General features: G+C 69.8%; 13 protein-coding genes. 6 read left to right on the top strand and 7 right to left on the bottom strand.

What is annotated here, in order from left to right; translation table 11 throughout:
• Positions 1–26 precede the first annotated feature (26 nt).
• Both ASF43_RS19360 and ASF43_RS19355 read left to right on the top strand, forming a co-directional pair.
• Complete coding sequence (locus ASF43_RS19360; RefSeq protein WP_056184366.1) at positions 27–599, top strand: carboxymuconolactone decarboxylase family protein; 573 nt, start codon at positions 27–29, stop codon at positions 597–599.
• Positions 596–1,405, top strand: coding sequence for an amidohydrolase family protein (locus tag ASF43_RS19355; RefSeq protein WP_056184364.1), 810 nt, complete (start codon positions 596–598; stop codon positions 1,403–1,405). Before ASF43_RS19360 ends, ASF43_RS19355 begins: the two co-directional genes overlap by 4 nt.
• A gap of 27 nt (positions 1,406–1,432) precedes the next feature.
• Here the strand turns inward: ASF43_RS19355 and ASF43_RS19350 are convergent, their stop codons facing one another.
• On the bottom strand, positions 1,433–2,875 hold the full coding sequence (locus ASF43_RS19350) for a PLP-dependent aminotransferase family protein (RefSeq protein WP_056184362.1): 1,443 nt from the start codon (positions 2,873–2,875) through the stop codon (positions 1,433–1,435).
• Positions 2,876–2,975: 100 nt separating this feature from the next.
• On the opposite strand from ASF43_RS19350, the gene ASF43_RS19345 reads away from it, so the two are divergent.
• Entirely contained in the window at positions 2,976–4,289 is a 1,314-nt protein-coding gene (locus tag ASF43_RS19345) for a hydroxymethylglutaryl-CoA reductase, degradative (RefSeq protein WP_056184628.1), read from the top strand.
• 43 nt (positions 4,290–4,332) lie between these two features.
• Positions 4,333–5,328, top strand: coding sequence for a tripartite tricarboxylate transporter substrate binding protein (locus ASF43_RS19340; RefSeq protein ID WP_056184360.1), 996 nt, complete (start codon positions 4,333–4,335; stop codon positions 5,326–5,328).
• 89 nt (positions 5,329–5,417) lie between these two features.
• Here ASF43_RS19340 and ASF43_RS19335 read toward each other — a convergent pair whose 3' ends face one another.
• From ASF43_RS19335 to ASF43_RS19320, 4 genes are read right to left on the bottom strand one after another with little or no spacing between them, the layout of a single operon-like run.
• The gene (locus tag ASF43_RS19335; protein WP_056184358.1) at positions 5,418–6,392 is read right to left on the bottom strand and encodes a tripartite tricarboxylate transporter substrate binding protein; all 975 of its coding nucleotides are present in this window, start codon (positions 6,390–6,392) and stop codon (positions 5,418–5,420) included.
• Complete coding sequence (locus ASF43_RS19330; protein WP_056184356.1) at positions 6,389–7,078, bottom strand: flavin reductase family protein; 690 nt, start codon at positions 7,076–7,078, stop codon at positions 6,389–6,391. Before ASF43_RS19330 ends, ASF43_RS19335 begins: the two co-directional genes overlap by 4 nt.
• On the bottom strand, positions 7,071–7,691 hold the full coding sequence (locus tag ASF43_RS19325) for a glutathione S-transferase family protein (RefSeq protein WP_082497981.1): 621 nt from the start codon (positions 7,689–7,691) through the stop codon (positions 7,071–7,073). The genes ASF43_RS19330 and ASF43_RS19325 overlap by 8 nt, the downstream gene beginning before the upstream one ends.
• Entirely contained in the window at positions 7,691–8,920 is a 1,230-nt protein-coding gene (locus ASF43_RS19320) for a CaiB/BaiF CoA-transferase family protein (RefSeq protein WP_056184354.1), read from the bottom strand. The genes ASF43_RS19325 and ASF43_RS19320 overlap by 1 nt, the downstream gene beginning before the upstream one ends.
• Before the next feature lie 196 nt (positions 8,921–9,116).
• On the opposite strand from ASF43_RS19320, the gene ASF43_RS19315 reads away from it, so the two are divergent.
• Positions 9,117–10,085 (top strand): tripartite tricarboxylate transporter substrate binding protein, encoded by a 969-nt coding sequence (locus tag ASF43_RS19315; RefSeq protein WP_056184353.1) that lies wholly within the window; start codon positions 9,117–9,119, stop codon positions 10,083–10,085.
• Between the two features lie 38 nt (positions 10,086–10,123).
• Complete coding sequence (locus tag ASF43_RS19310; RefSeq protein WP_082497980.1) at positions 10,124–11,878, top strand: tannase/feruloyl esterase family alpha/beta hydrolase; 1,755 nt, start codon at positions 10,124–10,126, stop codon at positions 11,876–11,878.
• Between the two features lie 69 nt (positions 11,879–11,947).
• Here the strand turns inward: ASF43_RS19310 and ASF43_RS19305 are convergent, their stop codons facing one another.
• Positions 11,948–13,132: a serine hydrolase gene (locus tag ASF43_RS19305; RefSeq protein ID WP_082497979.1), complete on the bottom strand. Its 1,185-nt coding sequence runs from the start codon at positions 13,130–13,132 to the stop codon at positions 11,948–11,950.
• Positions 13,133–13,162: 30 nt separating this feature from the next.
• Positions 13,163–16,900, bottom strand: coding sequence for a hypothetical protein (locus ASF43_RS19300; protein ID WP_156373423.1), 3,738 nt, complete (start codon positions 16,898–16,900; stop codon positions 13,163–13,165).
• Between the last annotated feature and the right edge of the window lie 106 nt (positions 16,901–17,006).

Here is a 17,006-nt window from a genome sequence, read left to right as displayed (position 1 = left end):
AGCTTTGGCCGACAGGAGACGACCGCATGCCCCGCATCACGCTATTTCCCACCGACACCATGGACGACGCACAGCGCGCCGTCCACGACCGCATCGTGTCCGGCCCGCGCGGCCGGATCCAGGGCCCGCTGCGCGCCGCGCTGCACAACCCAGAGCTGGCCGACAAGTGGCAGGCTTTCGGCGCGCTGCTGCGTTACGGCACCACGCTCACGCCGCGCCAGTCCGAGATCGCCATCCTCGTCACGGGCCGCGCCTGCCAATCGCCCTTCGAGTGGTACGCCCACCGCAGCGAGGCCGAGAAGGCCGGCATCGAGCCCGCCGTCATCGCGGCCCTGCTGGCGCAGACCGAGCCGGCCGGCCTGTCGGAAGACGATGCCGCGCTGCACGCCTACGCCGTCGAGCTCAACCGCCACCGCTCCGTCTCCGACGCCACCTACGCCCGTGCGCTGGCCCGCTTCGGCGAGCGCGGCGTGGTCGAGCTCACGGCGTTGATCGGCTACTACACGCTGGTCGCCATGACGCTGAACTGCCACGAGATCCCGCTGCCCGAGGGCGTGGCGCCGGCTTTCCTGCTGCCGCAACACGGCGCGCTGGCATGACCCGCGCCGGCTGGGACTGCCACGCCCACCTCTTCGGCCCCTACGCACGCTACCCGCTGGCCGCCGAGCGCAGCTACACCCCGCCCGAGGCCGTCGAGTCGCAGTACGACGCCCTGCTGCAGCGCCTGGGCCTGGCCCACGGCGTGCTCGTGCATGCCAGCGCCTACGGCAAGGACCGCGCACTGCTGCTCGACGCCCTGGCCGCCCGGCCCGGCTGGCGCGGCGTGGTCGTCGTGCAGCCTGGCGACACGCTGCCACTGGCCGGCCTGCACGCACGCGGTGTGCGCGGCGCGCGCTTCAGCCACCGCAGCGGCCCGGGCAACAACTTCGCCGGCAGCGCCTCGTTCGACGATCTGCTGGCGTTGGCACCGCACCTGGCCGATGCCGGCCTGCACGCCGAGCTGTGGACCGACTGCAAAGTACTGCCCGCCATCGCGGCGCAACTCAAGGCCTTGCCCGTACCGGTCGTCATCGACCACATGGGCGGCTTCGACGTGGCGGCCGGTGTCGATGACCCGGGCTTTCGCACGCTGCTGGATCTGCTGGCGACGGGCAAGGTCTGGGTCAAGCTCTGCGCCTACCGCAACCTGCTGCACGCGCCCGATTGGCAGGCCGGCCGCGTGTTCCAGCAGAGGATGGTTGAGGCCAACCGGGAGCGCCTGGTCTGGGGCAGCGACTGGCCGCACTTGCGCATGGTGCCCGAGCCGGATGCGGCGCGGCTTCTGGCGATGTTCAAGGAATGGGCCGGCGACGATGCCCTAGTGCAGCGGGTGCTGCAGGCCAATCCCGAAGCGCTGTACCGCTGACACTGCGCGGCAAGCGCGCATCGCCTGTCAACGTCCGGGTTTCCTGGGTGAACCCAATTGCTTCAACGCACTTTGCAGCGCTTTGCTGAACCGTGGGTCCATCACGGCACCCACGTTGTAGCGTGACCATGGCGAGATCGCCGCGGTGTCAACGCTGAAAATCCTGCCAGGCGCCAGTCGGATGTTCTGCGGCAACAGCGCTGTGGCCAGGGCCATCGAATCCTCCACGCCAGGCAGGGATGCCCACAGGTAGAGCGACTGGGCGTTCTTCGCGAAGATGTGCGCGCCGACAGACTCGAACAGCGCTCGCGCACCATCGGTCGCTTCGCCCAGCCGGTTGCGCAACCGGGTCAGATGACGTTGGTAGTGGCCTTCGCTCAACATAACGTCGACCGTCCGCTCGCAATACTCGGAGCTGCTCACGTGGATCAGCGCCTTCAGGTCGGCCAGGTCGCTGGCCAGGTCAGCGCCGCAGGCGATGAAGCCCACGCGCAGCGCGGCCGAGAACGACTTCGAGAAGCTGCCGATGTAGATCGTGCGCTCCAGCTGGTCCAGTGAAGCCAGGCGCGGCGACGAGGTCGGCTTGAAGTCTGCCAGGGGATCGTTCTCCACGATCAGCAGGTCGTATTTCTGTGCCAGTTGCAGCACGCGAAAGGCCTTCGCCGCGGACAGGTCCGAGCCGGTCGGGTTGTGGGCGAGCGACTGCGTGAAGAACAGCCGGGGACGCTGGGTGATCAACAGCTGCTCCAGCGCTTCCAGGTCCGGCCCGTCGTGCAGGCGCGGCACGCCCAGCACCTCGGCGCTGGCCATCTTCAGCTTGCCGAACAGCGGGTAGTAGCCGGGGTCGTCGACCAGCACCTTGCCGCCGGGCGGCACGAAGTAGCGGATGACGATGTCCATCGCTTCGTTGGCGCCGTGCGTCAACACGATTTGCCGCGGCTCGGCGCCGATGCCGAAGTCTGCGAGCTTGCGCACCAGGTGCTCGCGCAGCGGCGCGTAGCCGAAGCGGCTGCCGTAGCGGAACAGCGAGCCCAGCCCCGTGCGCACCACCTTGTGGTGGTACTTGTCGAGCCGCACATCGGCCAGCCACTCGACCGGCGGAAACCCGTCTGCCACGGCCAAGGCGTCTGGCTCGGTCTTGAGCTGCTCGCGCATGAGCCAGACGATGTCCATCGCCCGGCCCAGGCTGCCGGCTTCGTCGTCGGCCGATCTGGACGGCGGCTTGTCGACGACGAAGTAGCCCGCACCGCGGCGCGGCTCCACCAGGCCGCGCGACACCAGCAGCTCGAACGCGGTGACCACCGTGTTCTTGGCGTACTTGTGCAGATCGGCCATCTCCCGCAGCGAGGGCAGCCTGTCGCCGGCCTGGTAGGCGCCGTCCCGGATCTGCCGTTCGATGGCGTCGGCCACGGTCAACGGCAGCGTCGCAGACCGGCTCCGGCGTGTCTTGGATGTGGCATCAACTGTCATTGGTTGACTATGACACACCGAAAAATTGTCACCAAGCATCGGCGTCTGTTTGGCAAAACTGTACCTTTTTAACTTGGTACAGATCTTCTACAGTTTGCCCATGCCGCAACCTTCCCTCAGGAGACAGCCCTTGGTCGATTCCCGCCTGCCCAACTTCCGATCCCTCACGCCCGCGCAACGTTTCGAGCACGTCGCGCGCATCGCCCACCTGTCCGAAGACGAGATCGCCCTCATGACCAGGCCAGGTGCGCTGAGCGTGGAGCGCGCCAACGGCATGATCGAGAACGTCATCGGCACCTTCGAGCTTCCATTCGGCATCGGCAGCAACTTCCTGGTCAACGGCCGCGATGTGCTCGTGCCGATGGTGGTCGAAGAGCCGTCCGTCGTGGCCGCGGCCTCGTTCATGGCCAAGCTGGCACGTGACTGCGGCGGCTTCGAGGCGTCCAGCACCGGGCCGCTGATGCGCGCCCAGGTGCAGGTCATCGGCATCGCTGACCCCTACGGCGCGCGCCTGGCCCTGCTGCGCCAGCGCGCCGAGATCCTGGAGATCGCCAACAGCCGCGACAAGATCCTGATCGGCCTGGGCGGGGGCTGCCGCGACATCGAGGTCCATGTGTTCCCGGACACGCCACGCGGCCCGATGGTCGTCATGCACCTGATCGTCGACGTGCGCGACGCCATGGGGGCCAACACGGTCAACACCATGGCCGAGTCGGTCTCTCCGCTGGTCGAGAGGCTGACCGGCGGCACGGTGCGCCTGCGCATCCTGTCGAACCTGGCCGACCTGCGCCTGGCCCGGGCCCGCGTGCGGCTCACCCCCGAGGTGCTCCAGACCGGGGAGCGTAGCGGCGAGGAGATCGTCGAAGGCGTGATCGATGCCTACACCTTCGCGGCCGTCGACCCCTACCGCGCGGCCACGCACAACAAGGGGATCATGAACGGCATCGACCCCGTCATCGTGGCCACCGGCAACGACTGGCGTGCCGTCGAAGCCGGTGCCCACGCCTACGCCTGCCGCAGCGGGCGCTACACCTCGCTGACCACCTGGGAGAAGGACGCCAGCGGTGCACTCGTCGGCACCATCGAGATGCCGATGCCGGTCGGCCTGGTGGGCGGGGCCACCAAGACCCACCCGCTGGCCCGTCTGTCGCTGAAGATCATGGGTGTGCAGTCGGCGCAGGAGCTGGGCGAGGTGGCAGTCGCCGTGGGCCTGGCCCAGAACCTCGGCGCCCTGCGTGCCCTGGCCACCGAAGGCATCCAGCGCGGCCACATGGCCCTGCACGCCCGCAACATCGCGCTGGTCGCGGGTGCCACGGGCGATGAGATCGACGCCGTCGCCAAGCGCATGGCCGCCGAGCACGACGTGCGCACCGACCGGGCGGCCGCGCTCCTGCAGGAACTGCGTCGCACGTAAGCCAACGCCCCTCCATCCATCCAACAAATCGGAGACAACAGAAATGACACACCTTCAGATCACGCGCCGCGCCATCCTCGGCTCCCTTGGCGCCGCGATGTTGCCAACGTTCGCGACCTCCACGCTCGCCCAGGGCGGTGCGTACCCCAACCGGCCGATCAAGATCATCGTGCCATGGGCCGCTGGCGGCGGCGGCGATGTGATCGTGCGCCTCATGGCCCCGAGTCTGCAGAAGCGGCTCGGCGGCCAGGCGATCGTGGTCGACAACCGTCCAGGCGCCATCGGCACGATCGGGAGCGTGGCTGCGGCGCGCAGCCCTGCCGACGGCTACACGCTGGTCTACGGCGGCCTGGAGTCGCACACCATCGCGCCCAGCGCCATGAAGAAGGCGCCGTACGACGCAAAGAAAGACTTCGTCGCCATTGCACCGCTGGGCTTCTTCCCCGCGGCCCTGGTCGTGAGCGCCTCGCACCCGGCCAAGAACCTCGCCCAGTTCCTGCAGATGGCCAAGGACGCCAAAGCCCCCTTGAGCTTCGGATCATGGAGCACCGCGACGTCCGGGCACCTCATCATGGAGGCGTTCAAGCAGGCGAAGGGCGTCGACCTGCTGCATGTGCCCTACAACGGCACCGCGCCGCTGTTGCAGGCCCAGCTGTCCCAGCAGCTCGACTGTTCGATCAATGTGCTGTCCACCGTCGAACCGCATATCCGCAACGGCGCGCTGCGCCTGCTGGCGGTTGCCATGCCGCAGCGGCTGCCGGAGTTTCCGGACGTTGCGACGTTCAAGGAGAACGGCGTTGATGTCGCGAGAGGGCCGTGGGTGGGCATCTTCGGCCCGTCCGGCTTGCCGGCGGACGTCATTGCGCGCGTGCACGAGGCGGTCGACGCCACCCTCAGCGAGCCTGCCGTCGCCGAGCAGACCAAGAAGATGTTCTTCGTCTCCGAGCACATGGAGCAGCGCGCGTACCAGAGCTTCTACCTGAGCGAGATCGATCGCTGGGGCCGGTACGTCAAGACGGCCAATGTCGCCATCGAGTGACATGCGCACTGTTCGGTCCGCCAAAGCCTGGAGCGCTGCGTAGCGGTGATGCACAGGCGACTCGGCCCGCAGCCCCAACCGATCCCAGCCTACTTGTCCAGCAGATTGAGCTTGCCCAGCAACTGCCCCATCGCCACCTTGTCGGCCTGCACGAACGCCGTGGTCTGAGCGGGCGACAGCTCCAGCCGCTCTGCGCCCAGCGACGTCAGCAGCGTCTGGTAGGCCGGGTCGGCTTGCGCCTGTGCCACGGCCTTGCGCAGCACTTCCAGCACAGCGGGCGGCGTGCCCTTGGGTGCGGCCAGCGTGTACCAGGTGGAGACTTCCGAGCCCTTGAAGCCGGCCTCGGCCATGGTGGGCACCTGGGGCAGCAGCGGCGAGCGCTGGGCGCCGCCGTAGGCCAGCGGTATCAACTTGCCGTCGGCGATGAAGGCCTGCGTGGCTCCCAGGTTCAGCATGCCCATCTGCAACTGGCCGCCCAGCACGTCCTTGATGGCCGGCGCCGCGCCGCCGTAAGGCACGTGTGTGATCTGGATGCCGGCGCGCTGCAGGAAGGCCTCGGCCCCCAGGTGCGTGGCGCCGCCGCTGCCGGCCGATGCGTAGTTGAGCTGGCCGGGCCTGCTCTTGGCGAGTGCCACCAGTTCGGCCACGCTGGCCACGCCTACCGAGGGGTGGACCACCAGCACGCTGGGCTGGTTGGCCACACCGGCGATGAACGCGAAATCGGCCACGCCGTCGAAGGGGATCTTCTGCATCAGCGGCGTGACCACGTGGCCGGCCGAGGTGCCGATCAAGAGCGTGTAGCCGTCGGCACGCGCGCGTGCCACGAAGCCGGTGCCGATGGTGGCGGCACCGCCGGGCTTGCTGTCGACCACGATGGGCTGCTTGAGCCTGGCCTCCAGCAGGCGCGCCAACCCGCGCGCCAAGGTGTCGGCCGGGCCGCCGGCCGCATAGGGGTTGACCAGCGTGATCGGGCGCGCGGGGTAGGGCGCCTCGGCATGCAGCGCGGGCGCCAGGGCCAGCGCGGCGGTGGCGAGCAGGATGGAACGGCGGGGGATCAGATTCATGGCGTGTCTCCGGGTCTGTTGTGGTCGGGCGTCGGCGCCCAGCCTTCGCCACCGGGCGGGCGCTGCAGCATGGGCCGGTGGAAGATCTCGCCCAGGCCCGCGTAGAACGGGCCGCCCAGGCGCGCGATGGGCCGCATGCGCTCGGTGTCCACACGCTGACCGTCGTAGACCTCGGTGGCGAGATGGAAGGCCACGATCTCGCCGATGTACAGCGTGTTGATGCCCCGGCCCAGCACGATGGCCTGGTCGAGCCGGCATTCCATCTGCACGGGCGAGATCGCGATGCGCGGTGGCTTCACATGGCGGCTGGGCAGCAGCGCGATGCCAAGCGCCTCCACCTCGCTGACCTCGGGCGCGAACTCCTGCGCGCTCTGGTGCATGAGCTCCATGTTGTGCTCGGTCGCCACGTTGACGACGAACTCGCGGCTGGTGAGGATGTTGCGCGCCGTGTCCTTGGTGCGGCCGTCGCCGGCACGCTGGGCGATGTTGATGGCCAGCATCGGCGGGCTGGTCGCCACGTAGTTGTAGGAGCTGAAGGGCGCGGCGTTGACGCGGCCCTGCTCGTCGACGGTGGTGATCCAGGCCACCGGGCGCGGCGCCACGCAGCCCACGACCAGGCGGTAGGCGGTGTCGGTGTCCAGGCCCTGGCCATCGACGCAGACGAAGCCGGCGGGCGCGTCAGCCATCGACGGCCACCGTTGCCTGAAACGAAGGCCTGGCGCTGAGCTGGGCGAACCATGACGCCAGCCGTGGCGCCTGTTCGCGCCAGCCGAAGCTGTCGAAGCGGTAGTCCAGGTAGCCCAGCGCGCAGCCCACGGTCAGCGTGCCGATGGAGAACGGGGCGGCCTGCAGCGCGACCGCCTGCGCGTCCAGCAGGGCCAGCGTGGCGCGGGCCTTGCGCTCGAAGGCATCAATCAGCGGCTGCAGCGGCTGTGTGCGTTCGCGCTCGTTGCGCCACAGGATGGACAGGTCCAGCAGGCCGTCGCCCAGGGCGTGCCAGCGCAGCGCCTGCCAGCGCGCGGCGCCCGCTTGCGGGAACAACGGGCCGTCGGCCAGCGCGTTGAGGTACTCGCAGATCACCACCGAGTCGAACAGCCGCGTGCCGTCGGCGCAGACCAGCGTGGGGATCTTGGACAGCGGGTTGTCCTGCATCAGCGCCGCATTGGGCCTCTGCATCGCCGCCACGGAGCGCACCAGCGCCAGCTGCGGCACCAGCCCCAGTTCGTGCGCGCAGACCATCACCTTGCGCACATAGGGCGATTTGGGCGACCAGTGCAGTTGCATCGTGGGGGTGTCCATCAGATCGCTCCTGCCGTGCGCAGCCTGGCGATGCGATCGGCGCCGTAGCCCAGCTCCGAGAGGATGTCTTCGCTGTGCTGCCCCAGCAGCGGCGGCGCGGCGGGCACCTGCAGCGCCGCGTCGGCAAAGCGCATGGGCGTGCCGACCTGGGGCACGTCCACGCCACAGGGGTGGGGCACATGGCGCAGCATGCCGCGCTCGCGCACCTGCGGTTCCTCGAACACCTCGGCCACGTTGTTGATCGGCCCGCAAGGCACGCCGGCCGTGTCCAGCGCGGCGATCAGCTTGTCGCGCGGCCACTGCGCGAAGTCCTCGCGCAGCAGGGCCGACAGCGTGGCGATGTTGCGCACGCGCTGGGCGTTGGTGGCGAAGCGCTCGTCCGTGGTCCAGTCCGGGCGGCCCAGCACCTGGCACAGCTTGGCGAACTGCCCGTCGTTTCCCACGACCAGGATGGCATCGCCATCGGCACAGGCGTACACGTCCTGCGGCTGGATGTTAGGGTGGGCATTGCCGTTGCGCTGGGGCAGCTTGCCCGAGACCAGGTAGTTCATGGCCTGGTTCGATAGCGTGGCGACCTGCACGTCCAGCATGGCGATGTCGATGCTGTCGCCCACGCCGCTCTCGTTGCGGCGCGCCAGCGCGGCCAGCACCGCCACTGCGGTGTACATGCCGGTCATGAGGTCCACGATGGGGATGCCCACCTTCTGCGGGCCGCCGCCGGGCAGGCCGTCCTTCTCACCGGTCACGCTCATGAGGCCGCCCATGGCCTGGATCAGAAAGTCGTAGGCCGGCTGGTCGCGGCGCGGGCCGGTCTGGCCGAAGCCGGTCACCGAGCAGTAGATCAGCCGCGGGTTGATCTTGCGCAGTGCGGCCTCGTCCAGCCCGTAGCGCTTGAGCGTGCCGGCCTTGTAGTTCTCCAGCACGATGTCGGCCTTGAGCGCCAGGTCCTTCACGATCTGCTGGCCCTCGGGCGTGTCCAGGCTCACGGTGATCGAGCGCTTGCCGCGGTTCACGGCCAGGTAGTAGCCGGCCTCCTTGGTGTCGCGGCCCTCGGCGTCCTTCAGGAACGGGGGGCCCCAGGTGCGCGTGTCATCGCCGGCGCCGGGGCGTTCGACCTTGATGACATCGGCGCCCAGGTCGGCCAGGATCTGGCTGGCCCAGGGGGCGGCGAGGATGCGGCTGAGGTCGAGCACTTTCACGTGCGACAGCGGGCCTTGGGCGGTGGTCATGGGCGGGGTCTCCTTGAGATGCAGCCGATTCTGTAAGCCGCCCGCTCTCGGAGCTACCAGCCAGTCGGCAAGGCTGTGATGCGCCGCGGCGCATAGCAGCGCCGGCTTTGCATAGCAGGTATGCGCGTGGCCCCGGTGGCAGGCGGGCGGCTGATTCCTACAGTGCCTGCACGTTCAATCCCGTGGAGACATCGCCATGCACAAACTCATCCAAACCGCTGCTGCCATCGCGCTGGGCATCGCCGCGCTGTCTGCCGCAGCCCAGGGCTACCCCAACAAGCCGATCCGCGTGGTCGTGCCGTTCCCGGCGGGCGGCCCGGTCGACCAGACGGCCCGTGCACTGGGCGCCAAGATGGGCGCGGCGCTCGGGCAGACGCTGGTCATCGACAACAAGGGCGGCGCGGGCGGCCTGATCGGTGCCGACGCCGTGGCCAAGGCCCCGGCCGACGGCTACACCGTGCTGTTCTCATCGGCCGGTGCGCTGGCCATCGTGCCGCACATCGCGGCCTCCATGCCCTACGACCCGCAGAAGGACCTGATCCCCGTCACCCAGGCGCTCAAGGTGCCGGCCGTGCTGGTGGTCTCCAGCGCCTCGCCGTATAAGACCTTCGCCGAACTCAAGACCGCCGCCACGGGCCAGGGCAGCAAGATCAACTACGCGTCGGCCGGCAGCGGCACCACGCCGCACCTGCAGGCCGAGCTGCTCAAGCGCGAAGCCCAGCTCACGATCAACCACATCCCCTACCGCGGCGCGGCGCCGGCCATCACCGACATCCTGGGCGGGCAGGTCGACATGATGATGGTGGACATCCCCGTGGCGCTGCCCTTCATCCAGTCCGGCAAGCTGCGCGCGCTGGCCGTCACCAACAACAAGCGCATCCCCGTCGTGAAGGACGTACCCACCATGGCCGAGCTGGGCCTGCCCAAGGCCGAGGCCTACAACTGGTACGGCATGCTGGCGCCGGCCCGCACGCCGGCCGACATCGTGGGCAAGCTGTACACGACGACTGGGGCCGCGTTGCGCTCGCCCGAGCTGCTCAAGCAGTTCGAGGAGCAGGGCGTGGAAGTGGTGGGCAGCAAGCCGCAAGAGTTCGGCCCGTTCATCGCGGCCGAGTCAGCCCGCTGGGGGGCGTTGGCGAAGGCCGTGGGGGCCAAGCTCGATTGAGCGAACAGTGCTGGCTTTCGAAAACACACGGAGACACCATGCAAAAGAAAAGAGCCCTGGCCTGGCGTCCATCCAGCATGCGCATTGGCGCCGCTGCCTTGGCCTGCCTGAGTCTGGGCGCCTGCGGCGGCAGCGGCGATGACGAGCCCACGTTCGTCGACACCAGCGCCTTGCCGCTCCAGGCGCCGCGCACACCCTGCGCGGCCCTGGCCGGCACCAGCATTCCCGCGGCGGCGATCGCACTGCCGACCTCCGGCGCCACCGTGACATCCGCTGCCCTGGTGCCTGCGGCGCCGGAAGTGGTGGGAGCTGCCCGCGTGACGCACGCGCTGCCGGAGCACTGCCGCATCCTCGGATCGATCCGGCCCGTCGATCCTGCGGCACCGCCGATCAACTTCCAGCTCAACATCCCGACGCAGTGGAACCAGAAGACGATCCAGGTCGGCGGCGGTGGCCTCAACGGGGCGATCCCGGCGAATCTTGCCGCCATCGGTGCTTCGGGCTCGCCGATCAGCGGGGCTTTTCCGCCGGATGCGCCGTATCCGCTGGCCAGCGGCTATGCGATGTTCGGCGGCGACTCCGGGCACCAGGTGTCGAGCACGGCGGCCGACTGGGCGTTGAACGACGAGGCCTGGACCAACTTCGGCCATGCGGCACTGAAGAAGACGCACGACGCGGCCTTCGCGCTGGTCGAGGCGCTGTACGGATCACGCCCGCGCGTCAGCTACTTCATGGGCCAGTCCCAGGGTGGTCGCGAGGCGATGGAGGTGGCCCAGCGCTACCCGGAGGACTACGACGGCATCGTCGCCACGTCGCCCCTGATCGGCTACACCGCGCACGTGGTCCACAAGACGCTGCTGGCGGCCGCGCAGACCGGCCCGCGCTGGATCCCGCCGGCGAAGCAGGCCACCATCGGGGCCGAAGTGCTGCGCCAGTGCGACAGCCTGGACGGCCTGGCGGACGGGGTGATCGGCAACTACCTGGCATGCGCGGCACGCTTCGATCCTTTGAGAGTGGCGCAGCCCTATGCGGCGATCCGCTGTGCCGGCGGCGGCGACACCGGCGACAGCTGTGTCTCGGACAGCCAGATCGAGCTGCTGAACCAGATGCACGCACCGCTGCGCTTCGGCTTCGAACTGGCCAACGGCTGGTCGGAGTTTCCGGGCTACGAACTGGGCCGCGAATCCGAGGGCGGCTGGCTCAACATCACGCCGCAGCCGTCGCTGCAGGCCCAGCCGGCCCTGGGCCAGCCGGGCGCGACCGTCAGCTACGGGATCCTCAAGGACCCTGCGTTCAACCTGAGCCAGTTCACCGTGGCGGCGTTCCAGGACCGCATCGTGCAGGCGTCGGCCCTCATCGATTCGACCAACACCGACCTGAGCCGCTTCTTCGCGCGCGGCGGCCGACTCATCATCAAGGCGCAGGGGTCCGACTACGCATCCAACCCGCACACGGTGATGCGCTACTACGACGGCCTGGTGCAGCGCTTCGGCCAGCGCGCCGTGGACCGCCATGTGCGCTTCTACATGCTGCCGAACGGCGACCACAACGGCGGCGTGCAAAGCCTGCCGGCCCGTACCGCCGAGCCGCAGGTTGTGGACCTGATCCGGATGTCGACGGACTGGGTGGAGAAGAACGTGCTGCCGGCGGATGCGCCAGTCGTGTCAGCCAAGGAGGCGCTGCCGCCTTACACCGTCTCGGCGACGCGGCCGATGTGCCGCTATCCCGCGTATCCGCGGTACGTTGCGGGGGATGCGCGCCAAGCGGGCAGCTACCGCTGTACGGTGGAGTAGAGGGGGGCGCTTGCCGGCGGGCTTGGTGCGCTGCGGTTGGCGCGCATCGCCGTGGGGAACTGCGATTCGCTACCAGTCCACCAGCGTGGGGAACAGCGCCTTGGCGACCAGCGCGAAGGTGTTGAAGGACTTGCTGGCGTCGTCCAGGTCCAGCCGGTTGACGCTGACGACGATGGTGGCGTCGGCCTCGGGCAGGTACCAGACCTCGGTGCTGAAGCCAAAGATGGTGCCGTTGTGCCCGCAGAAGCGGCCGATGCGCGCCAGCCCCTCGCCGTAGCCGATGAAATCGGGCTCGTTTTCCAGCACCGTCGGCCGCAGCCGCTCGGCCTGCGTCTGCGGGCGCAGCAGGTCGCCGCGGCACAGCGCGCGCGTGTAGATGCGCAGGTCCTCCAGCGTGGACACCATCGCGCCGGCGCCGCCGGCCGCGCGCGGGTCCAGCTGCGTGCGGTCCTGCAGCGGCCCGTCTTGCGTGGCCCGGCCGTAGCCGCGCAGCGCGCCCGGCAGCACGGCATCGCGCGGGTAGCTGGTGTGGGCCAGGCCCAGCGGGCGCGCGATCTCGCGGTCCAGGAAGCTGCGGATGTCCTGGCCGCTCACCTGCTCCACGATGCGCTCGAGCAGCATGAAGTTCACGTTGGTGTAGCGCGTGACCGTGTCCGGCGCGACCGCCTCGGCGCCACGGGCGGCGGCGCGGGCGATCATGGCCTCCGCGTCCAGCGGCAGCAGCGGGTCGTTCCAGTATTCCTCCAGGAAGCCTTGGTCGGCCGAGTCGGGGATGCCGCTGCGCATGCGAAGCAGGTCGGCCACGGTGATGGACGCCGCGTTCGGAAAGCCCGGGTACCAGCGGTCCAGCGTGTCGGTGCGCGCCAGTGCGCCGCGATCCACCAGCACCAGCGCTGCCGTGCCGATGAACGTCTTGGTGATGCTGGCGATGCGCAGCAGATCGTCCACCACGCGAGCACGGCCGGTGACCAGGTCGGCCACGCCCTGCGCTGTCACGTGGCGCTGCCCGCCGATCCATACGCCGACCACCGTGCCGGGCAGCTGCTCGGCCTGGATCTGCTGTTGGACGATGGCGTCGATGCGTGCGCGGCTGGCCGTGTCGAGCGGGCCGGTGTCGTCGTCATCGCCGTCGGCGCCGCAGGCGCTGCACAGCGCGAGCAGGCAGACGGCAGCCGCGGCGCGCCAGAGCGGCGGGCGACGTTGCACGGGGGGTCGGGCGGGCGGTGTCGGGTGGGGCATGGTGTCCAGCGGCATGGGTCAGGAAGGAAGAGTGAGGGAGGGCGGTCAGCTGCAGCGCACTTCCACGGTTCGCATGCGCACCACGTGTTCGTGGCGGGTGCCGGGGCCGGCGACGACATGGATCGGATGGCTGCCGCAGGTGCGCGCGTGGAACGCCACGCGCAGGTCGTAGACCGCGCTGGCACGCAGATAGGGCTGGCGGTGCATGCCGACCAGCCGGCCGCCGGCACCGGGCACGCCGTCGTAGAAGGCCACTTTCAGACCGGAGCGCAGCGGCGCGTCGCCGACCTGCACGCGGGCGCCCAGCAGCGTGGTCTGGCCCAGCCCGATCCGGTGGTCTTGCGCACCCACCTCGACCACCTGCAGCACCGGCGCGCCCGAGGCGGCCGGCGGCGCATTCGCAACGGCGGTGCCCGGCTCCAGGATATGGAATGGCGCGTAGTACAGCCCGACGTTGTTGCCGTAGGCCTGCTCGAGATGGGCCACCTGCTCGAAGTCCATGCCGTCCTGGGGCCGGTCGTTCAGGCCGCGCTGGTGTGGCTCGGCCACCAACTGGCCGGACGAGTCCTCCATCCACACCACCACCCAGAAGTACAAGTCCTTGCCGCCGTGGGCGCTCGTGTCGAAGGTCTGGGAGATGAGCGCCCAGTTGGGCTGGTCGTTGTCGGTGTGGTAGGGCAGCACCGGGGCGGTGAGCGTGTGCACGCATGGGCCGCCCGTGCCGCAGACCGGGATGCTGGGCCCTGTGCGCTTGTTGTGGGTCAGGTCCCAGGGCATGGCGTAAAAGCGCGCCTTGACCACGGTGCCGGCGGGCATGGCGGAAAGGCTCAGGTTGTGCACGCGCGCCTGGAGCACGAGCTGGTCGCCCGCCGTGGCCACCGTGAGCTGTCCGCCCTGGCCCGGCGCGGAAGCATCGGAGATGAAGAAGCCGCGCATCCAGCGCGAAATGTCGTGGGCCTGCTGGCCCGGCGCCGACGGCGTGGCCTGTGCGCAGGCGGACAGCCCGGCACCCAGCGCCACGCACGCGCTGCCCGAGCCGGCGCCGGAGATGGTGATCCGATTGGGATGGAGCAGCGCAAGATCGGGCCCATGGGTGTAGTTGCGCTGCCAGAACCCGCGTGGAGCGCCGGCGGTGCCGTTGAGGTCGACCACGAAGCCGCTTTGCAGCACGCCGAATCCATCGGCGGCCGGATCGGCGGAGCCGGCGCCGGGCAGCGTCTGCTGCGCGAACAGGAAGGGTGTGAAGTCGTAGCTGTAGTCCGGCACGTTGGCGAACTGGGCGGTCTTGCTGAACCCGAGCCCGACCGTGTTGGTCACGGTGTTCTGCGATTCGGTCAGGTTCTGCAGACCGGTGCTGCCGCCGATGCTGAACGACAGGCTCGCACTGCCCGAAACCACGCCGGCCTTGTACTGGCCGGTCACCGAGAGCGTGTTGTTGCCCGAGTAGTTGGCGCTGGACGCGACGCTCTTGCCGCTGTCGGTCACGCCCGTCCACGTCAGCGTCTGCTCCGCGTTGGTGTCGTCGATCGACCAGGTGCGCGGCTGCGAGAGCGGCTTGAACTGGCTTGGATCGGACAGGGCGGCCGCCTGCAGCTGGCCCTGCGTGGCGGGGTAGGAGAGCACCTGGCCGGCGACCCACGGCGGCTGGTACCAGGTCGCGATGGTGCCGTCCCCGCTGTGCGGGCGCACGGTGTCGGGTCCGGCCACGAGCAGGGTGAGCGGTACCTTCTCGGCGTCGCTGCACGCGGGCCTGGCCGCCGGGCAGGTGGTGCGGCCGATCACCGGGTAGGCATAGACGGTGAGCGTGGAGTCGGTGTACCAGATCACGTCGTCGAAGGCCGTCTGCTGGCTGATCTGCACCGCCTTGCTGGCAACGCGGCTGTTCCACGCGGCCGTGCTGCCGCCCAGGTCCTGCTTGGCCGACACCTTGTCTTCGACCGTGACGCAACCCCCCGCCGTGGCGGTCGGGTCGCACGTGCCATAGCTCAGCTTGCCGTCCAGGCTTTCTTCGGCCGCGAAGGACCAGGTCGTCGTCGCGCGCGTGGTCGCGCGCGACGCCTCGGTCGTGCCGGTGGTGTAGCGCGCGAAGAAGCCCGGGGGCGCGGCCGTGAGATTGGTCAGCCGGCCGCCCACCCAGTCCACATGCATGGGCGGGGCCGCCACCACCACGCTGGGCTGCGTATGGGCGTCCAGCACGATCACGCGCGGCGGCCCCAGCACCTCGGAGCGGCCCTGCAGGTCCAGCACCGCCAGCGACACGCCGACGATCGGATCGCGAACGGGGAGCGCCCCGTTGATGGGCAGCAGCGCCGCCGCGGTGTCCGGGCCGGTGCCGCGCAGCACCAGCGGCAGGTTGGCGGCCGAACCGGCGGCCGGCGACACCTGCCAGATGGCTGCCTGCAGCGTGCGCGTGACGCCGCCGCCGCAGTCCAGGCCCAGCAGCAGACCAAGCTGCAGGTTGCGGTTGGCCAGCAGCACGCCGTTGTCCTGCGGCACGCGGCGGTCGAAGTTGCCGCTTTCCATGCCGAACGAGCAGGCGCCCGAGGGCACGTTGGCAGCACCCAGCACACGGGGCGACAGGTCCGGCTGGTAGCCCACCAGGCTCACATCGATGCGGCCCTGCGCGGCCGGGCCGAAATCCTGCATCACGGCCAGCCCCTCGTAGGCATCGCCGGCCAGCATGCGCCCCTTGGCCAGGCGGATCTGGCGCGATGCCGCGCCGGGCAGCACGCCGGAATGCACCGTCTGGCGCATGGCGCCGCTGCTGTCGCGGTCCAGCAGCACCAGCGTCACGCCCAGGGCGTTGCCGCCCGCATCCAGCTCGTCGAAGGCCAGCACGATCTGCTCGTAGCCCGGGTCGGTGAAATGGCCGGCGACGACGCGCGCCGAACCCGGGGCGGCCGAGTGGCCCGCGCGCAGCGCGACGGTGGCCGTGCGGTCGGCCAGGTATGTGATGGCCTGGCTGCCTGCGGTGTCCACGCCGAAGAACTGCACCTGCAGCGCCGCGCCCGTGACGGCCGCCACGGCGACCGGCTCCGCATTGAAGAAGCGGGCTGCGGTGAGGCTCGCGGTGCTGCCGATGCCGAGCGCGGGCCCGGCCGCCCACTGGCGGACGGCGTCGCCGTCGAGCACCGCTGCGGCGTGGCCGATCCAGTCGCCAGCCACGTAGACCAGCGAATCGGTGCCTACCCCGAGGAAGTCCGCCGCCACCGCATGCAGGCGAGCGTTGGCCGCGCCGAGGAAGTTGAAGCTGATCGTCTGGTCGGCGCCATCGGTGCGCAGGCGCAGGGCATAGGTACTGAGAGATCCTGGCTCCCACAGCTGCAGGCTGACAAGGTTCTCGGCCGGCCCGTTGCGCAGGCGGGCGCCGAGGGCCGTCGCGTTGCGCAGTTGCACGCCGGGCGCGGTCCCGGCATCTGCGATGCCGTTGGAGACGAATGCCGAGTTGGCCGTGGTGAGTGTGACCGTGCGCTGCTGCACGCCCTCGCCGAGCTGACTGAGCAGCACCACCTGCATGTCGTCGATGCCGGCCAGGGTGCGCTTGCCGTTCAGGATGTCGCCCTGGGCCTCGAAGCAGGGCTGGGTTGCGTCGGGGCACCGGCCCGTGTCGCCGGCCTGCGCGCGCAGCGGGGCCGGCGTGACCACGGTGGCCGGCGCGAAGACCATGCGGTCCTGGTAGGCCGGCGGGCCGGAACTGCCGCCATCGCCCAGACAGGCCGACAGCAGCAGCGGCATACCGAGCGCCGCCAGGGTGGAACGGGGGATGGTGAGGGCAGCGTGCATGGGGCCGGGCAGCGGAGTGGGTGGGTTCGCGCCGCTGGGCCGGGTGCTGCGGGCGCGGGCCGATGCTCGGGTGGGGCCCGCACCCTGGCAATGGCGCGCACGGCGC

This window comes from Pseudorhodoferax sp. Leaf267 (genome assembly GCF_001422405.1).
Classification (GTDB): domain Bacteria; phylum Pseudomonadota; class Gammaproteobacteria; order Burkholderiales; family Burkholderiaceae_C; genus Pseudorhodoferax.
Note: the sequence above shows the minus strand (reverse complement) of the source record. Positions and strands in the feature narration are given on the sequence as shown.